General features: G+C 58.9%; 22 protein-coding genes and 1 pseudogene. 5 read left to right on the forward strand and 18 right to left on the reverse strand.

Going from position 1 to position 22,911, the window contains the following annotated elements; all coding sequences use genetic code 11:
- Positions 1-20: 20 nt before the first annotated feature.
- Entirely contained in the window at positions 21-1,046 is a 1,026-nt protein-coding gene (locus tag ACIPQ1_RS17985; protein ID WP_446534545.1) for an RHS repeat-associated core domain-containing protein, read from the reverse strand.
- A 472-nt stretch (positions 1,047-1,518) separates the two neighbouring features.
- Between ACIPQ1_RS17985 and ACIPQ1_RS17990 the strand changes: the two genes are divergently transcribed.
- Positions 1,519-2,712: an aminotransferase class I/II-fold pyridoxal phosphate-dependent enzyme gene (locus ACIPQ1_RS17990; RefSeq protein ID WP_250961922.1), complete on the forward strand. Its 1,194-nt coding sequence runs from the start codon at positions 1,519-1,521 to the stop codon at positions 2,710-2,712.
- Positions 2,709-3,650: an NAD(P)-dependent oxidoreductase gene (locus tag ACIPQ1_RS17995; RefSeq protein ID WP_411386256.1), complete on the forward strand. Its 942-nt coding sequence runs from the start codon at positions 2,709-2,711 to the stop codon at positions 3,648-3,650. Before ACIPQ1_RS17990 ends, ACIPQ1_RS17995 begins: the two co-directional genes overlap by 4 nt.
- Positions 3,651-3,784: 134 nt before the next feature.
- Here the strand turns inward: ACIPQ1_RS17995 and ACIPQ1_RS18000 are convergent, their stop codons facing one another.
- From ACIPQ1_RS18000 to ubiE, 12 genes and pseudogenes are all read right to left on the reverse strand, one after another.
- A complete protein-coding gene (locus ACIPQ1_RS18000) occupies positions 3,785-4,222 on the reverse strand; it encodes a bleomycin resistance protein (protein WP_250961924.1) in 438 nt (145 codons plus the stop codon).
- Between the two features lie 326 nt (positions 4,223-4,548).
- Positions 4,549-6,465, reverse strand: coding sequence for a methyl-accepting chemotaxis protein (locus ACIPQ1_RS18005; protein ID WP_446534546.1), 1,917 nt, complete (start codon positions 6,463-6,465; stop codon positions 4,549-4,551).
- Positions 6,466-6,677: 212 nt separating this feature from the next.
- Positions 6,678-8,582: a methyl-accepting chemotaxis protein gene (locus ACIPQ1_RS18010; protein WP_446534547.1), complete on the reverse strand. Its 1,905-nt coding sequence runs from the start codon at positions 8,580-8,582 to the stop codon at positions 6,678-6,680.
- Positions 8,583-8,696: 114 nt separating this feature from the next.
- A complete protein-coding gene (locus ACIPQ1_RS18015) occupies positions 8,697-9,404 on the reverse strand; it encodes a 16S rRNA (uracil(1498)-N(3))-methyltransferase (protein ID WP_250966020.1) in 708 nt (235 codons plus the stop codon).
- Positions 9,401-10,198, reverse strand: a complete 798-nt coding sequence (gene tatC, locus ACIPQ1_RS18020; protein WP_411386258.1) for a twin-arginine translocase subunit TatC — start codon at positions 10,196-10,198, stop codon at positions 9,401-9,403. The genes ACIPQ1_RS18015 and tatC overlap by 4 nt, the downstream gene beginning before the upstream one ends.
- Positions 10,195-10,614, reverse strand: a complete 420-nt coding sequence (gene tatB / locus ACIPQ1_RS18025) for a Sec-independent protein translocase protein TatB (RefSeq protein WP_186706103.1) — start codon at positions 10,612-10,614, stop codon at positions 10,195-10,197. The genes tatC and tatB overlap by 4 nt, the downstream gene beginning before the upstream one ends.
- A 10-nt stretch (positions 10,615-10,624) precedes the next feature.
- On the reverse strand, positions 10,625-10,912 hold the full coding sequence (locus ACIPQ1_RS18030; RefSeq protein ID WP_411386259.1) for a twin-arginine translocase TatA/TatE family subunit: 288 nt from the start codon (positions 10,910-10,912) through the stop codon (positions 10,625-10,627).
- A gap of 24 nt (positions 10,913-10,936) precedes the next feature.
- A complete protein-coding gene (locus ACIPQ1_RS18035; protein WP_003186671.1) occupies positions 10,937-11,269 on the reverse strand; it encodes a phosphoribosyl-ATP diphosphatase in 333 nt (110 codons plus the stop codon).
- Positions 11,262-11,660 carry a phosphoribosyl-AMP cyclohydrolase gene (gene hisI, locus ACIPQ1_RS18040; RefSeq protein WP_446534548.1) on the reverse strand — a complete coding sequence of 133 codons (399 nt, stop codon included), beginning with the start codon at positions 11,658-11,660 and terminating at the stop codon, positions 11,262-11,264. Before hisI ends, ACIPQ1_RS18035 begins: the two co-directional genes overlap by 8 nt.
- Positions 11,661-11,741: 81 nt before the next feature.
- Entirely contained in the window at positions 11,742-13,346 is a 1,605-nt protein-coding gene (gene ubiB, locus ACIPQ1_RS18045; RefSeq protein ID WP_411386260.1) for a ubiquinone biosynthesis regulatory protein kinase UbiB, read from the reverse strand.
- A pseudogene (locus ACIPQ1_RS18050) lies at positions 13,343-13,967 on the reverse strand (ubiquinone biosynthesis accessory factor UbiJ). Before ACIPQ1_RS18050 ends, ubiB begins: the two are co-directional and overlap by 4 nt.
- Positions 13,967-14,737 (reverse strand): bifunctional demethylmenaquinone methyltransferase/2-methoxy-6-polyprenyl-1,4-benzoquinol methylase UbiE, encoded by a 771-nt coding sequence (gene ubiE, locus ACIPQ1_RS18055; RefSeq protein WP_003196937.1) that lies wholly within the window; start codon positions 14,735-14,737, stop codon positions 13,967-13,969. Before ubiE ends, ACIPQ1_RS18050 begins: the two are co-directional and overlap by 1 nt.
- Before the next feature lie 155 nt (positions 14,738-14,892).
- Between ubiE and ACIPQ1_RS18060 the strand changes: the two genes are divergently transcribed.
- The 3 genes from ACIPQ1_RS18060 to ACIPQ1_RS18070 all read left to right on the forward strand — a co-directional run bounded on the left by ACIPQ1_RS18060 (position 14,893) and on the right by ACIPQ1_RS18070 (position 16,773).
- Positions 14,893-15,168, forward strand: coding sequence for a polyhydroxyalkanoic acid system family protein (locus ACIPQ1_RS18060; RefSeq protein WP_053117622.1), 276 nt, complete (start codon positions 14,893-14,895; stop codon positions 15,166-15,168).
- Between the two features lie 263 nt (positions 15,169-15,431).
- On the forward strand, positions 15,432-15,854 hold the full coding sequence (locus tag ACIPQ1_RS18065) for a phasin family protein (RefSeq protein WP_411386261.1): 423 nt from the start codon (positions 15,432-15,434) through the stop codon (positions 15,852-15,854).
- A 10-nt stretch (positions 15,855-15,864) separates the two neighbouring features.
- Positions 15,865-16,773, forward strand: coding sequence for a phasin family protein (locus ACIPQ1_RS18070; RefSeq protein WP_411386262.1), 909 nt, complete (start codon positions 15,865-15,867; stop codon positions 16,771-16,773).
- A gap of 204 nt (positions 16,774-16,977) precedes the next feature.
- On the opposite strand, the gene ACIPQ1_RS18075 is transcribed toward ACIPQ1_RS18070, so the two are convergent.
- The 5 genes from ACIPQ1_RS18075 to ACIPQ1_RS18095 all read right to left on the reverse strand — a co-directional run bounded on the left by ACIPQ1_RS18075 (position 16,978) and on the right by ACIPQ1_RS18095 (position 22,906).
- The gene (locus ACIPQ1_RS18075; RefSeq protein ID WP_411386263.1) at positions 16,978-17,598 is read right to left on the reverse strand and encodes a TetR/AcrR family transcriptional regulator; all 621 of its coding nucleotides are present in this window, start codon (positions 17,596-17,598) and stop codon (positions 16,978-16,980) included.
- Between the two features lie 60 nt (positions 17,599-17,658).
- Positions 17,659-19,341 carry a class II poly(R)-hydroxyalkanoic acid synthase gene (gene phaC, locus ACIPQ1_RS18080; protein ID WP_446534549.1) on the reverse strand — a complete coding sequence of 561 codons (1,683 nt, stop codon included), beginning with the start codon at positions 19,339-19,341 and terminating at the stop codon, positions 17,659-17,661.
- Between the two features lie 112 nt (positions 19,342-19,453).
- Positions 19,454-20,311 carry a poly(3-hydroxyalkanoate) depolymerase gene (gene phaZ, locus ACIPQ1_RS18085; protein ID WP_003186648.1) on the reverse strand — a complete coding sequence of 286 codons (858 nt, stop codon included), beginning with the start codon at positions 20,309-20,311 and terminating at the stop codon, positions 19,454-19,456.
- A 259-nt stretch (positions 20,312-20,570) separates the two neighbouring features.
- Entirely contained in the window at positions 20,571-22,250 is a 1,680-nt protein-coding gene (phaC, locus tag ACIPQ1_RS18090; RefSeq protein WP_411386265.1) for a class II poly(R)-hydroxyalkanoic acid synthase, read from the reverse strand.
- A 278-nt stretch (positions 22,251-22,528) separates the two neighbouring features.
- Positions 22,529-22,906: a gamma-butyrobetaine hydroxylase-like domain-containing protein gene (locus ACIPQ1_RS18095; RefSeq protein ID WP_207962976.1), complete on the reverse strand. Its 378-nt coding sequence runs from the start codon at positions 22,904-22,906 to the stop codon at positions 22,529-22,531.
- Positions 22,907-22,911 lie beyond the last annotated feature (5 nt).

Here is a 22,911-nt window from a genome sequence, read left to right on the forward strand (position 1 = left end):
GTGCGCGGTGAGTCATAGGTTCATGGGTAGCGGGTATTTCTTCGGATAGCGGAAGCACTTAGCGTCGCCGTGTATTCGTCAAGATCAAACATTCTCCTTCGTTTGATAAACCTTTGATTTCGTGGAGACGTCCAGGAAGTAGGTGAGGAGACTAGAGATTCTCGGGTCAATGAGTCCCGAAGCGGGGGCAGTTGAGCTCGTTTATGCAGCAAAACACCAAAACCACTCACCATGCCAATCGCCCCCAGCGCCACCAGGGCGATCAGGAGCGGGTCATTGACGGGTGATTCAGGATGATGATGCTCCATTCGGTTCAGGACTAGATAGGCGACGGTCCCTACGAAGGCGCTGCCGCTTGACACTACTTTGGCAACGCGCCCGAACGTGGCGTCAGCGACAAATGGAAGCCGTCGTACCAGCACTTTAGGAGCAAGGAACGGAAGTACATAGTTTCCGCCGAATTCCATCAGCCCATTTACGAACCACAACAGCCCGTGTGGAATCCGTCCCGTGGGATCTGTGCGATTTATCGGGTCTCCCTGACAATAGGCATAACAGTTCAGTCCTCCGTCTCCAAAGGGACTCAGGCTGTCAGGGCTGTTAAAGCGCATCAGGACAGGATTGAACGCACGGTGCCCGTTTCCCAGCAAGTAGCAACCCGTAATCGTATCGTTCCGTTCACCGTTGAAAGCCAGAAGGCTGCTCAGGCCCCCTTGAGCGGGGCGATGACCGTAAGGCGTATAGGTCGAAGTGCCGTCGCTGCTCTGCAGCACCGAGCGATGCTTTTCGGTCAGCAGGATTGACGTACGTGGGGTGTTCCCTCCGTGGTTTTCCGCCAGCAAGACATCCAAGGTCTGAAAAACCTGATACTGAATGGATCCTTGGATTTCTGTAGCGAGCCGATCTAATAGATAGAACCGGTCACGACGGAGTTGGTCGGCAGGCACGCAGCAAACCAGACGATCGAGAGCATCGTATAGATACTGGACTAATAGTCTGTCAGCAGTGTTCGACATCAATATTTTTCCAGGAAACAGACCGTTCATTCAGTCTCGGTCGGAATGAGAATGTTGTCTACTATCAGAACTGATAGGTTTTGAGAGTGCTCGGCGTGTACGAGGATAAGTGTCAAGCGCCGTCACTGAAGGGTGACAGGTTGTAACTTGTTTGATGGTTTATCTTCTGCTGGGTAAAGGCATACAGATTATTGCTGTGAGATATTTTGAAAAGTGGATTGGGTTGTTGGATGTTTTTCGAGTGGGCGCGCTAGAGGGCGAGTTGCGGCAACAATGCTTCAGCCTAAAAGCTCGATAATTATTCGAATATCTACGTTACAAAAGAATCCCGTCATCAGTGTCGGCTTTGTCCGTCTGTTAAGAACGGGAAATATTTAGATAGCTAGTTGCGGGTGTGTCAACTTTACATGTGGGCGCTTGGTTATTAAGGTTCGGTTCGTCAAGGAAGGCAGTCCTAGATCAAGGTCGAACTAGATATTCAAATTATCCGATAGGAAGCCCGATGAGCCTTATGTCTGATTACAAAAACCAGAGCCTTACTGAACATGAAGTTTTTGGGTTGTCGGCACAATATAATCTTGCCGATGGTCATAGCTACATTTCTGCGAAAACGCATTTTAGCAGCGTGTTACCTGAGTTGCCTGACTTATGGGGTTCGGCGGTCGAGACGCCTGTTCCGCAAATGGAGATGGCGTTCAAAGATATTTTTGCAGATTATTTTGCGCTGCCTGGGTTAAAAAATCACCAATATTTTTCGATCTGCCCTACCGCGTCAAACAGCATAGACATAGTGGGAGCATGGGCGCGATCAAAGCAGTTAAAAATAGGCCTTGTCGAACCCACTTTTGACAACCTCGCCCAGTTGCTTAGGCGTAGGGAAGTCGAGCTTGAAGCTGTTCCAGAAAGCTTGTTTTCAGACTTGGGCTTGCTGGAGAGGTTTGTTCAAAACAAAAAACTTGACGCCTTGTTTATGGTTAATCCCAATAACCCGACAGGTTTCGTCATCGATGCAGTCATGATGAAAAATATTGTGGAACTGTGCCATCGGCTCAATATAATTTTGATCCTCGATACCTCTTTTCGGTTCTGCCACAAAACCGCTATCGACGAATATGCACTCCTGGTTGAAAAGGGCGCGTCATTTATCATTCTGGAGGATACCGGTAAGCAATGGCCAACATTGGATGCCAAGGCCAGCCTGCTGTCATATAGCAAGAATCTGGCCCAGGAAATCAGAGCCATCTACGAAGAAATTTATCTTTGCTGTTCCAATTTTGTACTGAGACTGATCATTGCATTTATCGAGGCGACGCTAAAAAGAGGAGGGCTCTCTTATGTGCACTCGATTATTACCAAGAATGCAGAAATAGTACGTTCCCAGCTTGCAGGAACACGGGTCAGCGTTGATTCGCCGCATTCGTATTCGGGCATGACGGTTATGTGGCTTAACATAAAACGAACTGGGCTCTCGGACCTGGAATTAACTGACTACCTTGCAACTTATGACGTGGCCGTGTTGCCGGGGAGGTATTTCTATTGGAACAGTCATGAGGTCGCAGGGCACGACCGTATAAGAATTGCGCTTTTGAAACCTGATGACCAATTCAAATTTTCGCTCTCGCGCTTGAGACAAGCCCTGCTCGAGCTTGAATCGGCCAAAGACTACAATGATTGTGTAGAGAAGATTTCGGAATGAGAAAGGTTCTGGTAACGGGGGATTTTGATATTGATAAAACGGTATTTTCAGACGGTATTGAACTCACCCATATAAGACGTCCTATTGATGAGAGGCAAATTCTAGAGGTGTTGCCCGATGTGCACGACTATATTTTAGGTGGACCGGAATACCTGTCTGCGGAGCTGATTGACGCCGCCACTCGGTTAGAGAATATCGTTGTAATGGGAACAGGCACCTCCAGCTTCGTGGACGTGAAGTATGTTTCCGATAAAGGCATAAAATTAGCCAATACACCCAACCTAAACGTGCAAGCGGTGGCTGAATTTACATTGGCAATGATTGTCCTCTGTTCGGCAAGGGCTTTTGAAAGCGCTGAAAGTGTGAAGGCGGGCAACGCTTGGATACAGACGCCCAGGCGATCATTGTTGAATCTTAAAGTTGGCTTTGTTGGCATGGGATCGATTGCAAGTGAGGTGGCATATCAGCTTCATATGCGTGGAACTGCAAATATGCGCTATTGGTCCCGGACACGGAAGGAGTCGCTGGAAAAGTCATTGGGCCTGCAACATACCTCCCTCGGTGATCTGGTCAGCACCGTTGACGTTTTATGTATTCATCTGAGTGGTTGTGCCGAAACCTTTAATCTTATCGATGAATCGGTATTGGCCTGCGCGTCAACGGGACTGATGATATTGAATTTGTCCAATCCAAAAATTATCTGCCCGCGTGCGCTCAAGACCTACCTCAATCGCAATGCGGATGCATTTTGTTTTATCGATGGCTACTACAACGAATGGGCGGCTAACAAGGGCCAGCATGATGATCCCTATGGTTTGCTCTCATTGCCCTCAAAAAAAATAATGGTCACTTCGCATCTGGCGGCACAGGAGCAAGTGACTGTTGAAAATATTTTTCTTCAGGCTGTGAAAACCCTTCATTGTATCAGCGGGCGTTAAGTTCAATGGCCTTTCATTTGAATGGCTTTAAAACGTTCGCATGCGGCGTGATGATTTATTGCCCCAATATGAGGTATTCCGGTGGCTGGACACTCACTTTCTCCAAGAAAGTGAGTGTCCAGTCCAGCATTTGCTTACATTAGTTCGTTGCGGCTGGATTTGGAGCCTAGGTTTTGAGCAAACCTAAGTAAATAGCCATCTGGGTCTAATATGAGAAAATTGCTTTGACCTTGAAGCAAATCATTTTCTTTGTACCAGCATTCTTCTATCGGTTTATGCAGCTTGTATCCCGAAGCCATCAATGATTTCGCTAACGCTCTGACATCAGGACAATCAATGGAGAGGTTCATTCCGCGTCCATAAGGTTTTTGTAGCGGGCCCACACGCCATGGCGACTCTTTGTGATCGTCTTGCTCCAGCATTAACTGGCTGCCGTGATAGGAAATGAATATAAAACCGTCGTTCGGTCTTTCATACTCAACGCTGAAGCCAATGAGCTTGCAATAAAAACTTGAGCTTGCCTTGATGTCGGACACAATCAGTTCAGGTATAAGCTTGTTAAAGGCGACCATAATTCCTCTTCCGTGAAGAATGTTTCATATAGTTAATGGAGGTGCCATTCTGTCGTGAACTCTAGAAAAGTCCAATAGATTTTTCTGATGCTTTCGTCATTTTTATGATGGTTGCAATCATTTGACGATATGTGGCAGTTATAAATTATGTCTGAAAGTTAAAGTAGGCGGGATGTTTAAAAACATTAAACCTGCTGCGGCGCATGTCGAATATCACTGTCGGTAGAGCAGTGCTCTCAGCCCCAATAGGGACTGATGCACTGCTTCATGCCTATGTGTTTGGAAAACCAGCTAAGCGGCCATTCGTTACAAAATCCCCAATGTCTCTAAACTTTGAACCGCCCCACCAGCGTCTGCAAGTGAACGCCCAACCGAGCCAATTCCGCACTTGAAGCGGCCGTCTCCTCACTGGACGACGCCGTCTGCTCCGACACATCACGCACATTCAGCACACTACGGTTGATCTCCTCAGCCACCGCACTCTGCTGCTCGGCCGCTGCGGCAATTTGCTGATTCATCGACTGGATCGCCGAAACCGTCCGAGTGATGTTCTCCAGCGAGCTCCCCGCACGACGGGTCAATTCGACGCTGCTGTCGGTCAGGCTACGGCTGTTGTCCATGATGGTCGCGACCTGTTCGGTACCGGTCTGCAGGCCCACGATCAGTTCTTCAATCTCTTCGGTGGATTTCTGGGTGCGCTGGGCCAGGCTACGGACCTCGTCGGCCACCACGGCGAAGCCTCGTCCGGCCTCACCGGCACGGGCTGCCTCGATGGCCGCGTTGAGGGCCAGCAGGTTGGTCTGCTGGGCCACGGACTTGATCACGTCCAGGACGCTGCCGATCTTGTCGCTCTCACGCTTCAAATCGCCCATGGCGGCGGTGGAATTGCCTACTTCCTTGGCCAGGCGCTCGATCTGGGCGATGGCTTCGCCAACGACCTTGTCGCCTTCACGGGCTTGCTGGTCGGCGGCGACGGCCGCTTCGGAAGCTTCCTCGGCGTTGCGCGCCACTTCCTGCACCGTGGCGGTCATTTCGTGCATGGCGGTGGCGACCTGATCGGTTTCCACTTTTTGGCTGTTGACCCCGGCGCTGGTCTGTTCGGTCACGCTTGAGAGTTGTTCAGCGGCGCTGGCGATCTGGGTAACCCCTTCACCGATGCCACCGATCAATTGCCGCAGGCCGACGGTCATGCGTTGCATGGCGCGTTGCAGTTGGCCGAGTTCGTCGCGGCGTTCGGAGGTAAGGTTGTGGGTCAGGTCGCCTGCGGCGACACGTTCTGCCACCTTCAGGGTCTCATCCAGCGGGCCGACGATTTGCCGAGTAATGAGCAGGGCGGCGATCACGCCAAACAGCAGCGCCAGTGCAGCGGCTGCGATCAGGACGCTCTTGGCCTGGGCGGTGTCGTGGTCACGCACGGCGGTCTGGGAGACGGTGAGCTTCTGGCTGGAATCGATCAGTACCTGGCCCTGCTGACTCATGCGCTGCAATGCGGCGCCGTTATCAAGTTGGGAATCGCGGAACTGGCTGACCGCCGCTCGATAGATGTTCATCGAGTCGCTGGCCTGTTGGAGCTTGTCGGCGTGCTCTTCGGGCAACTGCGCTGGCAAGCGTGCCAAGAGTTTCAAGACATCGGTGATTGCATCGATGGCCGGTTGTTGGGCCTCGCTTTTACCGCTGTAGGTGTAGCCGCGAACCTGATAACGCGCTTGTTGGATGGCCTTGCTCAAGGTCACGATGCTGTTGAACTGGGTGATGTCGCCACCTTGCAGCAGCGCTTTTTCCACTTCGGCGACGCGAGCCACGGTGTTATCGGCGCTGGCGCCCAGCTTGCTGCGGGCATCTTCGCGGCTGACGGTGGCGCTGGTCATCTGGGCGAAGGCGCTTTTGTATTCGGCGACGGCGGCCAGTTGCTGGTCGATCAATGCAACATCGGCTGGCTGTTCGATCAGCTCGCGAGCGGTTTTCAGCCCGGCTTCGAGTTTGCCAAGTAGGTCATTGACCTGTTGTGGCCCTTTCTCGCCCCGCGTGGTGTTGTAGTCGATGCTGGCCAGGTTCAAGTCCTTGCTCAAGTCATTGAGACTGGCAATGAACCCCAGCTTGTCGCCCCGGCTGATGACATTGCCCAGGCCGGACCAGCCGGTGAACGCAATCATCAAGGTGAGGAGCAGCACCAGGCCGAAGCCTGCGCCGAGTTTGCGGTTAACGCTTACATTTCCCAGACCCTGGGCAAGCCACCCGAACATGCTGATACTCCCTTGGAGCGCTGATTTGGTTTTATGGGGACTGTATCGGCGGCTTCGGTGGGATCTGTAGGGATTTGCCAAGATTTCGTGGCGAGGGAGTTTGCTCCCGCTCGGCTGCGAAGCAGTCGTAAATCTGGAGAGTGTTGGTGGCCGCTTCGCGGCCAAGCGGGAGCAAGCTCCCTCGCCACACAGGGTTTGTGCCTGCCCTTTGGTCAGACCTTGAAGCGCCCCACCAGCGTCTGCAAATGAGCCCCCAACCGCGCCAGTTCGGCGCTCGAAGCGGCGGTTTCTTCACTGGAAGCGGCCGTCTGTTCGGAGACATCGCGAACATTCACGACGCTGCGGTTGATCTCCTCGGCCACGGCGCTCTGTTGCTCGGCCGCGGCGGCGATCTGTTGGTTCATCGACTGGATCGCGGAAACGGTGCGGGTGATGTTTTCCAGTGAGCTACCGGCACGGCGAGTCAATTCGACGCTGCTGTCGGTCAGGTTGCGACTGTTGTCCAGGCTGGACGCGACTTGTTCGGTTCCGGTCTGCAGGCCTAGGACCAGTTGCTCGATCTCTTCGGTGGACTTCTGGGTGCGCTGGGCCAGGCTGCGTACCTCGTCGGCCACCACCGCGAACCCACGCCCGGCTTCACCGGCCCGGGCCGCCTCGATGGCCGCGTTGAGGGCCAGCAGGTTGGTTTGCTGGGCCACGGACTTGATCACGTCCAGGACGCTGCCGATCTTGTCGCTCTCGCGTTTGAGGTGGCCCATGGCTTCGGTGGAATTGCCCACAGCGTTGGACAGGCGCTCGATCTGGGCGATGGCTTCGCCAACCACCTTTTCGCCTTCGCGAGCCTGCTGGTCCGCGGCGACGGTCGCTTCGCTCGCTTGTTCGGCATTGCGCGCCACTTCCTGCACCGTGGCGGTCATTTCGTGCATGGCGGTGGCGACCTGGTCGGTTTCCACTTTCTGGCTATTGACCCCGGCGCTGGTCTGCTCGGTGACGGCCGAAAGCTGTTCGGCGGCGCTGGCGATTTGCGTGACGCCGTCGCAAATGCCACCGATCAATTGCCGCAGGCCCACGGTCATGCTCTGCATGGCACGTTGCAGTTGGCCCAGTTCGTCGCGGCGCTCGGAACTTAGGTTGTGGGTCAAATCGCCTGCCGCCACGCGTTCGGCGACCTTGAGGGTCTGCTCCAGTGGAGTGACGATCTGCCGGGTGATCACCATGGCTGCGATCACCCCGAACAGCAGGGCCAACGCAGCGGCCGAGATCAGGAAGAGGTTGGCTCTGGCGGCCTCATGGTCGCGCACGTCCGTTTGGGACAACGTGATGTCCCTACTGGCCCCGCGTAGCACAACCCCCAAGTCGGACATGCGCTTGATGGCGGCAGCGCTGGCGGCCTGGGCTTCATGGAACTGGCTGACGGCGGCACGATAGGCCTTGAACGACTCGCTGGCCTGTTGCAGGTTGGCGGCGTGTTCAGCGGGCAGTTGGGCCGGCAGGCTGCCAAGCGCTTTCAGCGCGTTATCGATGGCATCCAAGGCCGGCTGCTCGGCATCGGCCTGGCCGCTGTAGGTGTAGCCGCGAACCTGATAGCGGGCTTGCTGGATGGCCTTGCTCAGACTCACCACGCTGTCGAGTTGAGCCGCGTTCTCGCTTTGCCGTATGGCGCTTTCAACGCTGGCGACTCGGGCCACGGTGTTATCGGCGCTGGCGCCCAGCTTGCTGCGCGCATTCTCACGACTGACTGTGGCGCGGACCAATTCGGCAACGACAGTCCTGTACTCGGCAATAACCGCCAGTTGTTTGTCGATGAGCGCCACATCGGCCGATTGCTTGATCGATTGGCGAGCAGCCTGTAGTCCAGGTTCCAATTTACCGAGGAGATCGTTGAGGTCACCTGGGCCTTTCTCGCCGCGGGTCGCGTCGTAATCCATACGCGCGGAGCGCAGGTCCTTGGTCAGGTCGTTCAGGCTGGCGATGAGCCCCAGCGTGTCGCCGTGGGCAATCACTTTACCCAGGCCGGTCCAGCCGGTGAAAGCGATCATCACGGTCAAGAACAGCACCAGGCCGAAACCGAAGCCAAGTTTGCGATTGACGCCTACGTTACCTAGCCATCGGATCATGCTGGTACTCCCTTGAAGGGCGGAATTGCGTTGTATAAAACGCTATCGGCTCAGAAAAGGAGAGCAGGAGCAATGAGTTAGATGCCTTTGGAATAGCGTGGCAAACCAAAGGGATCAGAACAGTCGTGCGAGCAGGGCCGTAACGGCAGTTTCCACCCGCAGGATCCGTTCCCCAAGCTGCACCGGTTGCAAGCCGGCCTTGCCCAGCAGATCGATCTCGTAGGGGATCCAGCCGCCTTCGGGGCCAATTGCCAGGGTGACGGGTTCCGTCAGGGCCCGGGGGCAGGGCGGGTGGTTGCCCGGGTGGCCGACCAGCCCGAGGGTCCCGTCCACAAGGGCCGGCAGGCGGTCTTCAACGAAGGGCTTGAAGCGCTTTTCAATGATGATTTCAGGCAGGACGCTGTCCCGGGCTTGCTCCAGCCCCAGGATCAGTTGCTCCCGAATTGCCTCGGGCTCCAGGAACGGCGTCTGCCAAAAGCTCTTTTCCACGCGATAGCTGTTGACCAGCACCACCCTCGGCACGCCCATGGTGGCGATGGTCTGGAACACTCGCCGGAGCATTTTCGGACGCGGCAGCGCCAACACCAGGGTCAAGGGCAACTTGGCCGGTGGAGGCTGGTCGAGGATCACTTGCAGTTCGGCTTCCCGAGCTTCCAGGCGCAGCACCTGGGCCGAGCCCATCAACCCGCCAATGCGCCCGACACGCAGGCTGTCGCCGACCGCGCTGCGGTGGACTTCCTGCATGTGGGTCAACCGGCGATCGCTCAGGATGACGCGGTCAGGCCCGATGAAGTCGGCCTCTTCGAGCAGCAGCAGGTTCACGCTTGGGTCGCTGGCGGCTGATCGTTATGGTCATCGACCGGTTGGTCCTCGGGGTCTTCCTTCCGACGTTTGCGCACCAGGCCACCGAACAGGATGCCGATCTCGAACAGTAGCCACATCGGCACGGCCAACAGGGTCTGGGAGAAAATGTCCGGCGGGGTCAGGATCATGCCGACCACGAAGCAGCCGATGATCACGTAGGGGCGGATCTTCTTCAGGTAGGCGACGTCGACCACGCCGATCCACACCAGCAGCACCACCGCCACCGGGATTTCGAACGCCACGCCGAAGGCGAAGAACAGCGTCATGACGAAATCCAGGTAGCTGCTGATGTCCGTCATCATTTCCACGCCCGCCGGGGTGGCGGCGGCGAAGAACTTGAAGATCAGCGGGAACACCAGGTAATAGGCGAAGGCCATGCCGGTGTAGAACAGCAGGATGCTGGACACCAGCAGCGGCACGGCGATGCGTTTTTCATGCTTGTACAGGCCAGGTGCGATGAAGCCCCAGATCTGGTGCAGGATCACCGGGATCGCCAGGAACAGCGAGACCATCATCGTCAGCTTCAGTGGCGTCAGGAACGGCGACGACACGTCGGTGGCGATCATCGTCGCCCCTACCGGCAAGTACTGGCGCAGCGGCGTGGAGACGAAGGTGTAGATCTGCTGGGTGAAGGAAAACAGCCCGGCGAAGATGATGAAAACCGCCGCGACGCAACGCAGCAGGCGGGTGCGCAACTCGGTGAGGTGCGATACCAGCGGCATCGGCTGGTCGTTTTCGGGGATATCGCTCATGGGGCTCGCGGCGGCAAAGTAGGGTCGTTAGGCGCAGGCGCAGCGGTGGAGGCTGTGTCCGCTACCGTCGGTGTCGCTGGCGCCGGTTCTGCCACCGGCACGCCGCTTTCTGGCGTTTGGGAAGCCATCGTCGGCTCGACCACGGGCTGGACCGGCGTCGGTTCCTGTTGGGTCGGCGTGAAGATTTTCCGCGCTTCCTGCTCCAGGGACAGAATATGTTCGTTGTGCAGTTGCCGACGGATATCGTCGGCACCGATTTCACGTTCAACTTCCTGTTTGATCGCATTGAAGCTGCGCTTCAGGCGCCCGATCCACAGACCGGCAGTGCGCGCAGCGCCCGGCAGGCGCTCGGGGCCCAATACCAACAGGGCGACGAGGCCGACGAGCAGCAGTTCAGTGAAGCTGATCCCAAACATTAGTCAGTGCTCACGAGTCTTTGCGAATGGGCTCTTCGACTTTCTGGGCCTGCACATCGATGGTATTCGGTGCATTCACAGGCTGAGTGGCCTGCGGGTGTACCGGTTGGGCCGGTTGGCCGGGCTGGGCTTGGGTGGTCGTCGGATCGGTCGGTTTTTCATCATCGTTCATGGCTTTGCGAAAGCCCTTGATCGACTCGCCGACATCGGTGCCGAGGTTTTTCAGTTTCTTGGTACCGAACACCAGCACCACGACGACCAGGATGACGACCCAGTGTTTCCAGTCAAAGATACCCATGTGGCTACTCCTCTCAAAAGTTGATCAGGCGGACGGGCGCGAGGCTTTCTCGACGTGCCCGGACAGACCGAAACGACGGTCCAGTTCATCCAGTACGGCCTGCGGATGCTGCCCCAGTTGGGCCAGCATGACCAGGCTGTGGAACCACAGGTCGGCGGTCTCGTAGATTACGTCGCTGCAGTCGCCGCTGATGGCGGCGTCCTTGGCTGCGATGATGGTCTCGACCGACTCTTCGCCGACTTTCTCCAGAATCTTGTTCAAGCCCTTGTGGTAAAGGCTGGCGACATAGGAACTGTCAGCCGCGGCGCCCTTGCGCTCTTCCAGCACCTGGGCCAGGCGGGTCAGGGTGTCACTCATGGGTATGTCCTGAATAAATGGCATGCGGGTCCTTGAGCACCGGGTCGACGGTTTTCCAGTCGCCGTTCTCGAAGACGCGATAAAAGCAGCTTTGACGGCCGGTGTGGCAGGCAATCTCGCCGACCTGTTCGACCATCAGGATGATGACGTCGCCGTCGCAGTCCAGGCGCATCTCATGCAGGTGCTGCACGTGGCCGGACTCTTCTCCCTTGCGCCACAGCTTGCCACGGGAACGTGACCAATAGATGGCGCGGTCCTCGGCAGCGGTCAGGGCCAGTGCTTCGCGGTTCATCCAGGCCATCATCAATACGCGCCCGGTCTTGTGGTCCTGGGCGATGGCCGGCACCAGGCCGTCAGCGTCCCACTTGATCTCGTCCTGCCAGTTTTTCATCGTTGACTCCGACCATGGGCCGCGCACCTGGAATCGGCGGGCCCAGCGTTGAAACAGTGTGCCAGCGTGAACCGGTGCTGGCTATCGACGAACGACCAGATACAGACCGACCACCACCATGATACCGGCCGGCCAGTGGCCCAGTTGGCTCAGCGGCCCGCCGGTCGCCAGCACCGCGCCGCCACCCAGGTGAGCCGCGCCAAGCAGGCGCAACAGCCAGTCGTCCTTGCGTCGGTGCCACGGGGGCGCCGGGTCGTGGGCGTGGGGCTGGGACATGCGTTCGAGCAGGTCGCGGGTCATGTTGGCCAGGTGCGGGATCTGCTCGAACTGGCTCTGCACGTTGCCCAGCAAGGTTCGCGGGCTGACGCGCTCGCGCATCCAGCGTTCGAGGAACGGTTGGGCGGTGTTCCACAGGTCGAGGTCCGGGTACAGCTGACGGCCCAGACCCTCAATGTTCAGCAGGGTTTTCTGCAACAGCACCAACTGCGGCTGGACCTCCATGTTGAAGCGACGTGCAGTCTGGAACAGGCGCATCAGTACCTGGCCGAAGGAAATATCTTTTAACGGTTTTTCGAAGATCGGTTCGCACACGGTACGGATCGCCGCTTCGAATTCGTTGAGCTTGGTCTCGGCCGGCACCCAGCCTGAATCGATGTGCAGTTGGGCGACGCGACGGTAGTCACGCTTGAAGAAGGCGAACAGGTTGCGTGCCAGGTAGTCCTGGTCCTCAGGGGTCAGGCTGCCGACGATGCCGCAGTCGATGGCAATGTATTGCGGGCTCCATGGCTGCACGGTGCTGACGAAGATGTTGCCCGGGTGCATGTCGGCGTGGAAGAAACTGTCGCGAAACACCTGGGTGAAGAAAATTTCCACGCCGCGCTCGGCCAGCAATTTCATGTCAGTGCGCTGGTCGGCCAAGGTCGCCAGGTCAGTCACCTGGATGCCGTAGATGCGCTCCATCACCAATACTTTCGGCCGGCACCAGTCCCAATAGACTTGCGGCACATAGAGCAGCGGCGAGCCCTCGAAGTTGCGGCGCAACTGGCTGGCGTTGGCGGCCTCGCGCAGCAGGTCGAGTTCGTCGTAGATGGTTTTTTCGTAATCCTGGACCACGTCCACCGGGTGCAGCAGGCGGGCATCGGCCGACAGCCGCTCGGCGGCACGGGCGAGAATGAACAGCCACGCCAGGTCCTGGGCGATGATCGGCTTGAGGCCCGGGCGAATGACCTTGACCACCACTTCTTCGCCGCTCTTGAGTTGCGCGGCGTGAACCTGGGCCACGGAAGCCGAGGCCAGGGGCTCGACATCGAAACGGCTGAAGACTTCGCTGATCTTCTTGCCCAGCTGTTCCTCGATCAGCGCCACCGACAGCTTGGAATCGAACGGCGGCACGCGGTCTTGCAGCAACATCAGCTCGTCGGCGATGTCTTCGGGCAACAGGTCGCGACGGGTCGAGAGGATCTGCCCGAACTTGATGAAGATCGGTCCCAGGTCCTGCAGAGCCAGGCGCAAGCGCGCGCCGCGCGTCAGGTCCAGGGTTCGCCGGGGAAACCAGCGCCACGGCAGCACGAAGCGCAGCGCCAGGAGAAACCAGGGCAACGGCAACGCGAACAGCAGGTCATCGAGGCGGTAGCGGATCACGACGCGCTGGATGCGCAACAAACGGCGGACGGCAAGCAGCTTCATGCGTTATCGCTTGGTTTCAAGGGATCGGGAAAGGCGCTCGAAACGCGCCTCGAGGCGTTCCAGGTCAAGCTTGACCTGGTCCAGTTCATCAAAACGGGCCTGGGCCTCGCGTTGGCCTACGAGGGTACGCGATTCTTCGGCCAGGTATTCACTCAGATTCTGTCCCAGGCTGGCGAAGCCCTGGCGATACCAGCGGCGGCGGCTGTTCAAATGGCCGCTGAGCAGCTGGGTCGCCACCGGGCCGATCCAACGGGACACTTCGTATTCCCAGTCCAGCTCCAGGTCCTGGAGAATCGCCGCCAGTTCCAGCAGTACGCCGCTGTCGCCGTCGAGCTCGACGTCGGGGCTGTGCAGCACCGCGCTCTTGTCCTTGCCCAGGGCCAGGTTCAGCAGGCTCGACGCCGGGGCGCGCAGCGTGCAGTCCACTTCGGCTTCCCAGTGGGCGGCGAGCATCAGGCCTTCGTCGCTGGGCAGGATGAACAACCGCAACGCCGGGCTACGGCAGTCGACGGCGATGACTTTGCCGCTCAAGTGCGCCAGGCGCGGGAGCGCCGTGCTGTCCAGGCGCAGCACCCGGTTGAGGCCGAGTTCGACGCTGGCGAGCAGGCCGGTGAGCAACATCAGGGCTTGATACCGCGATGCAGGGCGACGATGCCTGCGGTCATGTTGTGGTAGGTCACGCGGTCGAAACCGGCCTCGACCATCATCGACTTCAGGGTTTCCTGGTTCGGGTGCATGCGGATCGATTCGGCCAGGTAGCGGTAGCTTTCCGAGTCATTGGTGATCAGCTTGCCCATCAGCGGCATGAAGGCGAACGAGTAGGCGTCATAGGCCTTGGACATCAGCGCGTTGGTTGGCTTGGAGAACTCCAGCACCAGCAGGCGACCGCCGGGCTTGAGCACGCGCAGCATCGAACGCAGGGCGTCTTCCTTGTGGGTGACGTTGCGCAGGCCGAAAGCGATGGTCACGCAGTCGAAATGGTTGTCGGGGAACGGCAGCTTTTCAGCGTCGGCCTGGACGAATTCAACATTGCCGGCCACACCCAGGTCCAGCAGGCGGTCGCGACCGACCTTGAGCATGGATTCGTTGATATCGGCCAGGACCACCTGGCCGGTCGGCCCGACGATGTGGGAGAACTTCTTCGTCAGGTCGCCCGTGCCGCCGGCGATGTCCAGCACGCGGTTACCGCTGCGCACGCCCGACAGCTCGATCGCGAAACGCTTCCAGAGGCGGTGCATGCCGCCCGAGAGCAGGTCGTTCATCAAGTCGTACTTGGCGGCTACGGAGTGAAAAACCTCGGCGACTTTTTCCGCCTTCTGGCTTTCCGGCACGTTCTTGAAGCCGAAGTGAGTGGTGGGTTCGGCATCGCTGCCTTTGCGCTGATCAGTCATATCGCGGTCACCAAAAAAGAATGCGGGACATTCTAATCCCGGTGGAGGGCTTTGTCTTGGCAAGGCTGAAGGTAAGATGGGCAACCGCCGGGACGTTTTGACGCAGCCAGGGTTTGAAACGTTCAGGCAAGTCCCGATAAAACAGGAGTCATCCGATGGCCCGTATAACGGTTGAACGTGCCCATGGCCTGGGCAAGGAAGCGGCGCGAGAGAAGGCCGACAAGCTGGCGCAGAAGTTGTCCGACAGCTATGGCCTGGAGCCGCAGTGGGTGGGCGATACCCTGAAACTCAAGCGTTCCGGGGTCAAGGGCGAAGTGCACGTGGGCGAGGATTCGATCCGCGTCGACGTGGAGCTGGGCATGTTGATGTCGGCCATGAGCGGCACGATCAAAGGCGAAATCGAAAAGGCGCTGGATAAGGCGTTGGCTTGATTGACCGAAGGGTGGCGAATGCAAATTAAGGTTCACCACCCAACCCTGTGGGAGCGAGCTTGCTCGCGATTGCATTGGTTCAGTCACATCAAGCTTGGCTGACACTCCGCCATCGCGAGCAAGCTCGCTCCCACAATGGCAGTCATCGCCTTCGGAATATGTGTCAGTTGTTAGGGTGCCGTTTCTAATTATTGTCACTACTTTGTGCCTGAGCCCGTCCCTGTGCGGGCAGTTCCTCAAACCTTTTTCGAGTGAGGTGCACCATGGCCAAAGTTATCCTGAAGAAAAAAACCGACGTTGAATCTTCCACGCTCGGCGACGTGAAAACGTACGCGCGCAAGATCTGGCTGGCGGGTCTGGGCGCCTACACGAAGGTCGGCCAGGAAGGCGGCGAGTATTTTCAAGAGTTGGTAAAAGCTGGCGAAGTTATTGAAACCAAAGGCAAAAAGAAAATTGCCGGGAAACTTGAAGCGGCCAACAGCGAATTGATTGAAGCCAAGACCGACGTCAATACTTTCAAGGCCCGGGTTGAAGTACAACTCGATAAAGTCGAGAAGGTATTCGATGCCCGTGTTGCAAGTGCCTTGAATCGTATCGGCATTCCGTCTAAACATGACGTTGAGGCACTCTCTGCTAAGCTCGATGAGCTGACAGCATTGCTCGAACGTGTCGCGCGTAAACATTAAGGAGAACGGGATGGCTGGTAAAAAAATCACAGAAAAAGAAGGCAGCTCGTGGGCCGGGAAGATTGAAAAGTATTCCCGCAAAATCTGGCTGGCTGGTTTAGGCGTGTACTCGAAGATCGACACTGACGGCAGCAAGCTCTTCGAGTCTCTGGTTAAGGACGGCGAAAAGGCCGAAAAACTCACCAAGACGGCGGTCGGCAAACAAGTCGATGCAGCCAAGGACTCTGCCGAGTCCGCCAAGTCGCGAATCGGCGGCGTGAAAGATCGTGCGCTGGGCAAATGGGACGAACTGGAGGGGGCTTTCGACAAGCGCCTGAACAGTGCGATCTCCCGCCTGGGCGTGCCGAGCCGTAATGAAGTCAAGGCGCTGCACAGCAAGGTCGACACACTGACCAAGCAGATCGAAAAACTCACCGGCGCCAAAGTCGCACCGGTGGCGACCAAGACGGCGGCGGCCAAGCCGGCCGCTAAAACGGCAGCCAAGCCACTGGCCAAGGCAGCGGCAAAACCCGCTGCCAAACCTGCGGTGAAAGCAGCGGCCAAGCCAGCGGCTAAAACCGCAGCGGCCAAACCCGCTGCCAAGGCGGCAGCCAAACCGGTAGCGGCGAAAGCGGCTGCCAAGCCCGCTGCAAAACCTGCAGCCAAACCGGCGGCCAAGACGGCAGCAGCTAAACCTGCTGCGGCTAAACCAGCGGCTAAACCCGCTGCCAAGCCTGCGGCAAAAGCGGCGGCCAAACCAGCTGCGGCGAAAAAGCCTGCCGTGAAAAAACCGGCCGCGCCAAAAGCTGCCGCACCCAAGGCACCCACCGCGGCCGCCAAACCGGCAACCGCGACCACGACGAACTCCGCCGCGGCTCCGACCCCGGTCGCCACTCCAGCACCGGCGCAGGCTCCAACGCCGCCATCTACCCAGTCCTGATATCCAGGGCTGACAAAAATGCCCGGTCTATGTAGGCCGGGCTTTTTTATTTGTACGCAGGTCAACCTGTGGGAGCGAGCTTGCTCGCGATAGCGGTGGGTCAGCCACATTGATGTTGGAGGTGCCGCAGTCATCGTCGGATCGCCGCCCGGAGCAAGCTCGCTCCCACAATGGACCTGCCCCTGCCCCTGCCCCTGCCCGTGGTTAGTCGTGCTCTTCCAGGTATCGCAGCGCCAATCGTTCGGTCGCCACTTTGGTCGCAGGCGGCAGGTGCGGGGCCACCAGCATCATGATCTGGTAGACCACCAATCGAACCTCGCCCTCACGATCCAGGATCCGCTGATAGTCCAGGGAGAACAGCAGGGTCATGGTGATCTGCTCCACCAACTGCCCCAGGGCCTGGGTATCGCTGACCAGCAGCTCCTGCGCCTTGAGTTGCGCCAGCAGTGAGGCGAGGGTTCGCTTCAGGGCGTTGAGCAACTGGCGGATGCCCTTGGCCAGCTTTGGCAGGCGTCCGGCCAGGTTGGACAGGTCCTGGAACAGAAACCGGTACTGGGCCAGGCGCTCGACGATCAAGTGCAGGAACAGCCAGTAGTCTTCCGGTGCCAACTGTGCGTCCGCCGGAGGGTCCAGCAGCGGCGCCAGCTCGCTCTGGAAGCGCTCGAACAGCCCCAGGATCAGCGGTTCCTTGCCATGGAAGTGGTAGTAGAGGTTGCCTGGGCTGATGCCAATTTCGTTGGCAACTTCCATGGTCGATACGTTCGGCTCGCCCTTTTCGTTGAATAATTGCAGGGCACATTCAAGGATGCGGTCGCGGGTTTTCATCCGGTCTTCTTAATGGTCAAGTCGTGCCACGGCCAAGCGCCTGGCCGTGGCGTGAGGCCTTCAGCGCACGCGAACATAGGTTCCAGGGGCGGCGTCCAGCGGCGGGTAATTAACGTTGCCCAAGGTCATCTGGGTTTCGTGCTGGGCGCCGGAGCGTGCCTGGATCCAGCCCAGCCATTGCGTCCACCAGCTGCCTTCGACGTGCGTGGCGTCGTAGTACCAGGCTCGCGGGTCGCTGCTCAGTTTCGCGCTTTCGATGTAGTTGGCCTTGGGGTTGCCTGGCGGGTTGAGGATGCTCTGGACATGGCCGCTGTTGGAGAGCACGAAGCGTTTTTCGCCCCCCAGCAGGAGGGTCGAGCGATACACCGCGTCCCAAGGCGTGATGTGGTCGTTGATACCGCCCACGCTGAAGCTGTCCACCGTCACTTTTTGCAGGTCGATGGGCGTGCCGCACACTTCCAGGCCGCCGGGATGGGTCAGTGGGTTGTGCTTGAAGAAGTCCAGCAGGTCGCCGTGGTAGGCCGCCGGCAGCCGCGTGCAGTCGTTGTTCCAGTAGAGGATGTCGAAGGCTGGCGGCTCCTTGCCCAGCAGGTAGTTGTTGATGAAGTAGGTCCAGATCAGGTCGTTGGGGCGCATCCAGGCGAACACGCGGGCCATGTCGCGACCATCGAGGATGCCCTTCTGGTAGGAGCGGCGCTTGGCGGCTTCGAGGGTCTGCTCGTCGATGAACAGCGTGGCCGGGCTGTCGATCTGGCTGTCCAGCAGGCTCACCAGGTACGTGGCGCTGGCGACCCGGCGTAGCTGGCGCTTGGCTTGCAGGTGGCCTTGCAGGGCGGCGATGGTCATGCCACCGGCGCAGGCGCCCACCAGGTTGACCTCGCGAGCGCCAGTGATCGCCCGGCACACATTCATCGCCTCTTCGGTGGCCTCGACATAGCTGGACAGGCCCCATTCGCGGTGGCGTACGTCCGGGTTGCGCCAACTGATGATGAAGACCTGCAAACCGTTTTTCAGGGCGTACTGGACAAAGCTGTTGGAGGGGCTGAGGTCGAAGATGTAGAACTTGTTGATCTGCGGCGGGACGATCAGCAATGGCTTGGCGTACTGCTTTTCGCTCATGGGCCGGTACTGGATCAGTTCGAGCAGTTCGTTGCGAAACACCACCGCGCCGGGTGTGGTCGCCAGGGTCTTGCCGACCTCAAAGGCGTGGGGCGTGGTTTGGCGCGGCAAGCCGTCGTTGTGCAGCAGGTCGTCCACCAGGTGGCTGATGCCGCGGACCAGGCTGGAGCCACCGGAGTTGAACAGCTCCTTGACCGCCAGCGGGTTGAGCAAGGTATTGGACGGCGCTACGGCGTCGTTGAGCAGGGCAAAGGCGAAGTGGGCGCGGGCGCGGTCGTCCTCGTTCATGTCGCTTTCGTCGATCCAGCTCTTGACCTGTTTTTGCCAACTCAGGTAGGCCTGCAAACTACGGCGATAGAAGGGGTTGAGCTGCCAGGTGGGATCGGCGAAACGCGGGTCGTTGGGGTTGGTGGGGTGAAGGGTCTCGCCCAGCAGCACACGGCCCAACTGACTGCCCAGTTTCAACGCATGCCGGGCACTGTGCACCGGGTTGCGCAAGCCGTGTACGGCCACGCTGCGCAAGGTGGACAGCAGGTCCCTGCCACGCAGTCCGGTGACCGCACTTTGTGCGTTGATGAAACTGGCAGGTGCGGGCATGGAACCCTTCGCCGGTTTGTCGCGCATGAGTCAACTCCTTCGTCATCAGGCTAAAAACAAACACACCGAACCAGACAACATAGTCGCTGTTTCGGGTTGCTGCGCAATCCGGCGTCCTGCCAGGCGCTAATGGGCGGTTTCAGCCACCGCCCAGCGGCGAGGGATGCGGATGCATCACCGCGCGCTGACGTTCTTCCTCCAGGAATTTCATGATGATCGGCGCCACCGCCTCGGCCCGGGTGATCAGGAACAGATGACCGTCATCGATGATGTGCAATTGGGCGTTGGGAATGCGCCAGGCCAGCATGCGCATGTTGATCAATGGAATCAGCGGGTCGTCATCGCCGGCCAGCACCAGGGTCGGCTGGTGGATCTTGTGCAGCCAGTGGATGCTGGTCCAGCCCAGGCCGGCGAACAGTTGCCAGTAATAACCGAGCTTGCCCGCCGAACGCACCTTGGCTGCGTGGCTGGCCGCCAGGCTCGGGTCGCGGCGGAACGAACCACCATAGATCAGTGGCGCGATACGCATCACGTGGGACGGTTGAACATAGCGCCGGGGGCTGGCCATCATCCACAGCACCTTCGGTTTGCCCGGCACCATCACCGCCCCGGCCGCCGTGGCCGCCAATACCAGCTTCTTGCAGCGCTCCGGGTAGTCGTAGGCGAACTGCTGGGCCAGGGCGCCCCCCCAGGACACGCCGATCACGTTGACCTGCCCGTAGTCGAGATAATCGAGCATCCGCGCGGTGAGTTTGGCCAGGCCCGGAAAGCGATACGGCCGGTTGGGCGTCGATGAGCCGCCGACGCCAGGCACGTCAAAGGCGATGACTTCCAGGTCCGGGTCCAGGGCCTGGATGAACGGGAACACCAGCTCCAGGTTGGCGCCGATGCCGTTGAAAATCAGCAATGGCGTCAAGTGAGGCTTGCCGGGACGTACCGCGGTGCGCAAGGTCTGGCCATCCAGATCGACGGTACGGAAGATGTACGGTTGCGGCATGCTTCAAGCCCTGTGGGTTGGGTCGCTGTCTTTCATTTTTCCCCCGATCCCTGTGGGAGCGAGCTTGCTCGCGATGGCAGCGGTACATCCAGCATCCATATGTGCTGACACACCGTCATCGCGAGCAAGCTCGCTCCCACATTGGATCTGCTGTGAACATGAGTTTGCGTTCGCCAGCGCTGTGGGCCTTACATGTCCATGTCGGCTGCCGGAGTGCATTCGTGAGCAAGCCCACGCCCCAGCAGACGAGTTGCATCCATTACCGCTCATGCACATAGGTGCCGGGCGCCGCTTCACCGGCCGGGTAGGCCTTGTTGCCCAGCACGGTCGGGGCCTTTTTCAGTTTGCCCGAGCGCTCGGCCTGCCAGGCTTGCCAGTGCAGCCACCAGGAGTCGGTGTGCTTGGTGGAGTTTTCCTGCCAGTCCTCGGCCTTGGCCGGCATGTCCTCGCCGGTCATGTAGCGCGACTTGGGGTTGCCGGGCGGGTTGAGAATGCTCTGGATATGACCGCTGCTGGACAACACGAACTCCACCTTGCCACCGAACAATTGCGCGGACTTGTAGCAGGACTTCCATGGCGTGATGTGGTCGTTGGTGCCGGCCAGGGAGAAGATGTCGGCGGTGACCTGCTTGAGGTCGATGGGCGTGCCGCACACTTCCAATGCGTTGGGGCGGATCAGTGGATTGTTCTTGAACATTTCGATGAGGTCGCCGTGGAACGCCGCCGGCAGCCGTGTGGTGTCGTTGTTCCAGAACAGGATGTCGAACACAGGCGGTTCGTTGCCCAACAGGTAATTGTTGACCCAGTAGTTCCAGATCAGGTCGTTGGGGCGCATCCAGGCAAAGACCTTGGCCATGTCGCGGCCCTCGAGTACGCCGGCCTGGTAGGAGTGGCGCTTGGCCGCTTCCAGGGTCTGCTCATCGACGAACAGCGCCACGTCGGTGTCCAGGGTGGTGTCGAGCACACTCACCAGCAAGGTCAGGGCATTGACCTTTTTCTCGCCGAGGGCGGCGTAATGGCCCAGCAGCGCGGTGCAGGTGATGCCGCCGGAGCAGGCGCCGAGCATGTTCACGTCCTTGCTGCCGGTGATGGCCGTGACCACGTCCACCGCTTCCTTGAGCGCCTCGATGTAGGTCGACAGGCCCCACTCGCGCTGCGCCTTGGTGGGGTTGCGCCAGCTGACAATGAACGTTTGTACGTTGCTGCGCAGGCAGAAGCGCGCCAGGCTCTTGTCCGGGCTCAGGTCGAAGACGTAGAACTTGTTGATCTGTGGTGGCACCACCAGCAGCGGTCGCTCGTGGACCTGCTCGGTGATGGGCCGGTACTGGATCAGCTCCAGCACGTCGTTGCGAAACACCACGGCGCCTTCGGTCACGCCCAGGCTCTTGCCGACCTCGAACGCGCCCATGTTCACCTGGCTCGGCATCCCACCGTTGTGCACGATATCCTTGGCCAGGTGGGACAGCCCGTCGAGCAGGCTCTTGCCGCCGGTTTCGAAGAAGCGCTTGACCGCCGCCGGGTTGGCCGCCGAGTTGGTCGGGGCCATGGCTTCGGTCATCAGGTTGATCACGAAATGCCCGCGGCTGATGTCCGCGGGCGGGAGGTTGCTGTCGTCGATCCAGGCGTGCAGCTCCTTGCGCCACGCCAGGTAGGTTTGCAGGTAACGTTTGTAGAGTGGGTTCTGGCTCCACGCCGGGTCGGCGAAGCGACGATCGTCGCCGGCCGGTTGCAGCCCGGACTTGCCGAACAGGACGTTCTTGAGCTCGACGCCGAAATGGGCGACGTGCTTGACGCTGTGCAGTGGTTGCTTGATGGCCTGGGTCAGCACCATCCGGGCAGAGGCCAGCAGGTCTTTCCTGCGCAAGCCGACGACGGGATTCAAGCCCAGGGTGTTTTCCGAGGCTTGGTACTTCAACTCATCGTTGTTCTTGTTGCTCATCTACGACGCTCCATTGTCCTTCAGACGAGTACCGGGATCGTGCCATGAAGCCGCAAGGCCAATACCAGGTACGCTGCTCGGGGTGACCATAAATTCCGCATCGAGGGCAATGAGGAAACGTGTGCCAGGAACTCGCCGGTTCCTTTGCAGGGAACTTGCCAGCTCCATTGGTTACCCGAGTTTAATTTTTTTCGCAAGCAGGCCAGTCATTGACGTTGCTGCGCGGGCATTCAAGCAGATGAGTCTAGAAAATTCGCCCTAAAGCGCCAGCCCTTGAGTTAGAGCATCAGCTTGACGACGGACTCGTTCGGATCGCGGGTTTTTCCGGCGGCCTTGAGTTCGTCAAGATAATCGTTCCACAAGTCTTGCTGGCGCACCGCCAACTGGTAGAGGTAGTCCCAGGTGAACAAACCGCTGTCGTGGCCGTCGTCGAAGGTCAGTTTCAGTGCGTACTGGCCGGCGGGTTCGACCTTGGTCAGGGCAACGTTGAGCTTGCCGTATTGCAGGATGGGTTTGCCGTGGCCCTGGACCTCGGCGGAAGGCGAGTGAACCCGCAGGAACTCGGCGGGCAGATGGTACTCCTCGTCCGGCGCGTATTTGAGCGTCAGGGTCTTGGAGGCTTTGTGCAGGTTGATGGCGGTGGGGAGTTTGGTCATGGGCT

This window comes from Pseudomonas sp. LARHCG127, from assembly GCF_052871455.1.

Bases quoted from the DNA above. Each gene is read 5' to 3' on its own strand.
- ACIPQ1_RS17985 (WP_446534545.1), bottom strand. From the start codon at position 1,046: ATGAACGGTCTGTTTCCTGGAAAAATATTGATGTCGAACACTGCTGAC.
- ACIPQ1_RS17990 (WP_250961922.1), top strand. From the start codon at position 1,519: ATGAGCCTTATGTCTGATTACAAAAACCAGAGCCTTACTGAACATGAA.
- ACIPQ1_RS17995 (WP_411386256.1), top strand. From the start codon at position 2,709: ATGAGAAAGGTTCTGGTAACGGGGGATTTTGATATTGATAAAACGGTA.
- ACIPQ1_RS18000 (WP_250961924.1), bottom strand. From the start codon at position 4,222: ATGGTCGCCTTTAACAAGCTTATACCTGAACTGATTGTGTCCGACATC.
- ACIPQ1_RS18005 (WP_446534546.1), bottom strand. From the start codon at position 6,465: ATGTTCGGGTGGCTTGCCCAGGGTCTGGGAAATGTAAGCGTTAACCGC.
- ACIPQ1_RS18010 (WP_446534547.1), bottom strand. From the start codon at position 8,582: ATGATCCGATGGCTAGGTAACGTAGGCGTCAATCGCAAACTTGGCTTC.
- tatC (WP_411386258.1), bottom strand. From the start codon at position 10,198: ATGAGCGATATCCCCGAAAACGACCAGCCGATGCCGCTGGTATCGCAC.
- tatB (WP_186706103.1), bottom strand. From the start codon at position 10,614: ATGTTTGGGATCAGCTTCACTGAACTGCTGCTCGTCGGCCTCGTCGCC.
- ACIPQ1_RS18030 (WP_411386259.1), bottom strand. From the start codon at position 10,912: ATGGGTATCTTTGACTGGAAACACTGGGTCGTCATCCTGGTCGTCGTG.
- ACIPQ1_RS18035 (WP_003186671.1), bottom strand. From the start codon at position 11,269: ATGAGTGACACCCTGACCCGCCTGGCCCAGGTGCTGGAAGAGCGCAAG.
- hisI (WP_446534548.1), bottom strand. From the start codon at position 11,660: ATGAAAAACTGGCAGGACGAGATCAAGTGGGACGCTGACGGCCTGGTG.
- ubiB (WP_411386260.1), bottom strand. From the start codon at position 13,346: ATGAAGCTGCTTGCCGTCCGCCGTTTGTTGCGCATCCAGCGCGTCGTG.
- ubiE (WP_003196937.1), bottom strand. From the start codon at position 14,737: ATGACTGATCAGCGCAAAGGCAGCGATGCCGAACCCACCACTCACTTC.
- ACIPQ1_RS18060 (WP_053117622.1), top strand. From the start codon at position 14,893: ATGGCCCGTATAACGGTTGAACGTGCCCATGGCCTGGGCAAGGAAGCG.
- ACIPQ1_RS18065 (WP_411386261.1), top strand. From the start codon at position 15,432: ATGGCCAAAGTTATCCTGAAGAAAAAAACCGACGTTGAATCTTCCACG.
- ACIPQ1_RS18070 (WP_411386262.1), top strand. From the start codon at position 15,865: ATGGCTGGTAAAAAAATCACAGAAAAAGAAGGCAGCTCGTGGGCCGGG.
- ACIPQ1_RS18075 (WP_411386263.1), bottom strand. From the start codon at position 17,598: ATGAAAACCCGCGACCGCATCCTTGAATGTGCCCTGCAATTATTCAAC.
- phaC (WP_446534549.1), bottom strand. From the start codon at position 19,341: ATGCGCGACAAACCGGCGAAGGGTTCCATGCCCGCACCTGCCAGTTTC.
- phaZ (WP_003186648.1), bottom strand. From the start codon at position 20,311: ATGCCGCAACCGTACATCTTCCGTACCGTCGATCTGGATGGCCAGACC.
- phaC (WP_411386265.1), bottom strand. From the start codon at position 22,250: ATGAGCAACAAGAACAACGATGAGTTGAAGTACCAAGCCTCGGAAAAC.
- ACIPQ1_RS18095 (WP_207962976.1), bottom strand. From the start codon at position 22,906: ATGACCAAACTCCCCACCGCCATCAACCTGCACAAAGCCTCCAAGACC.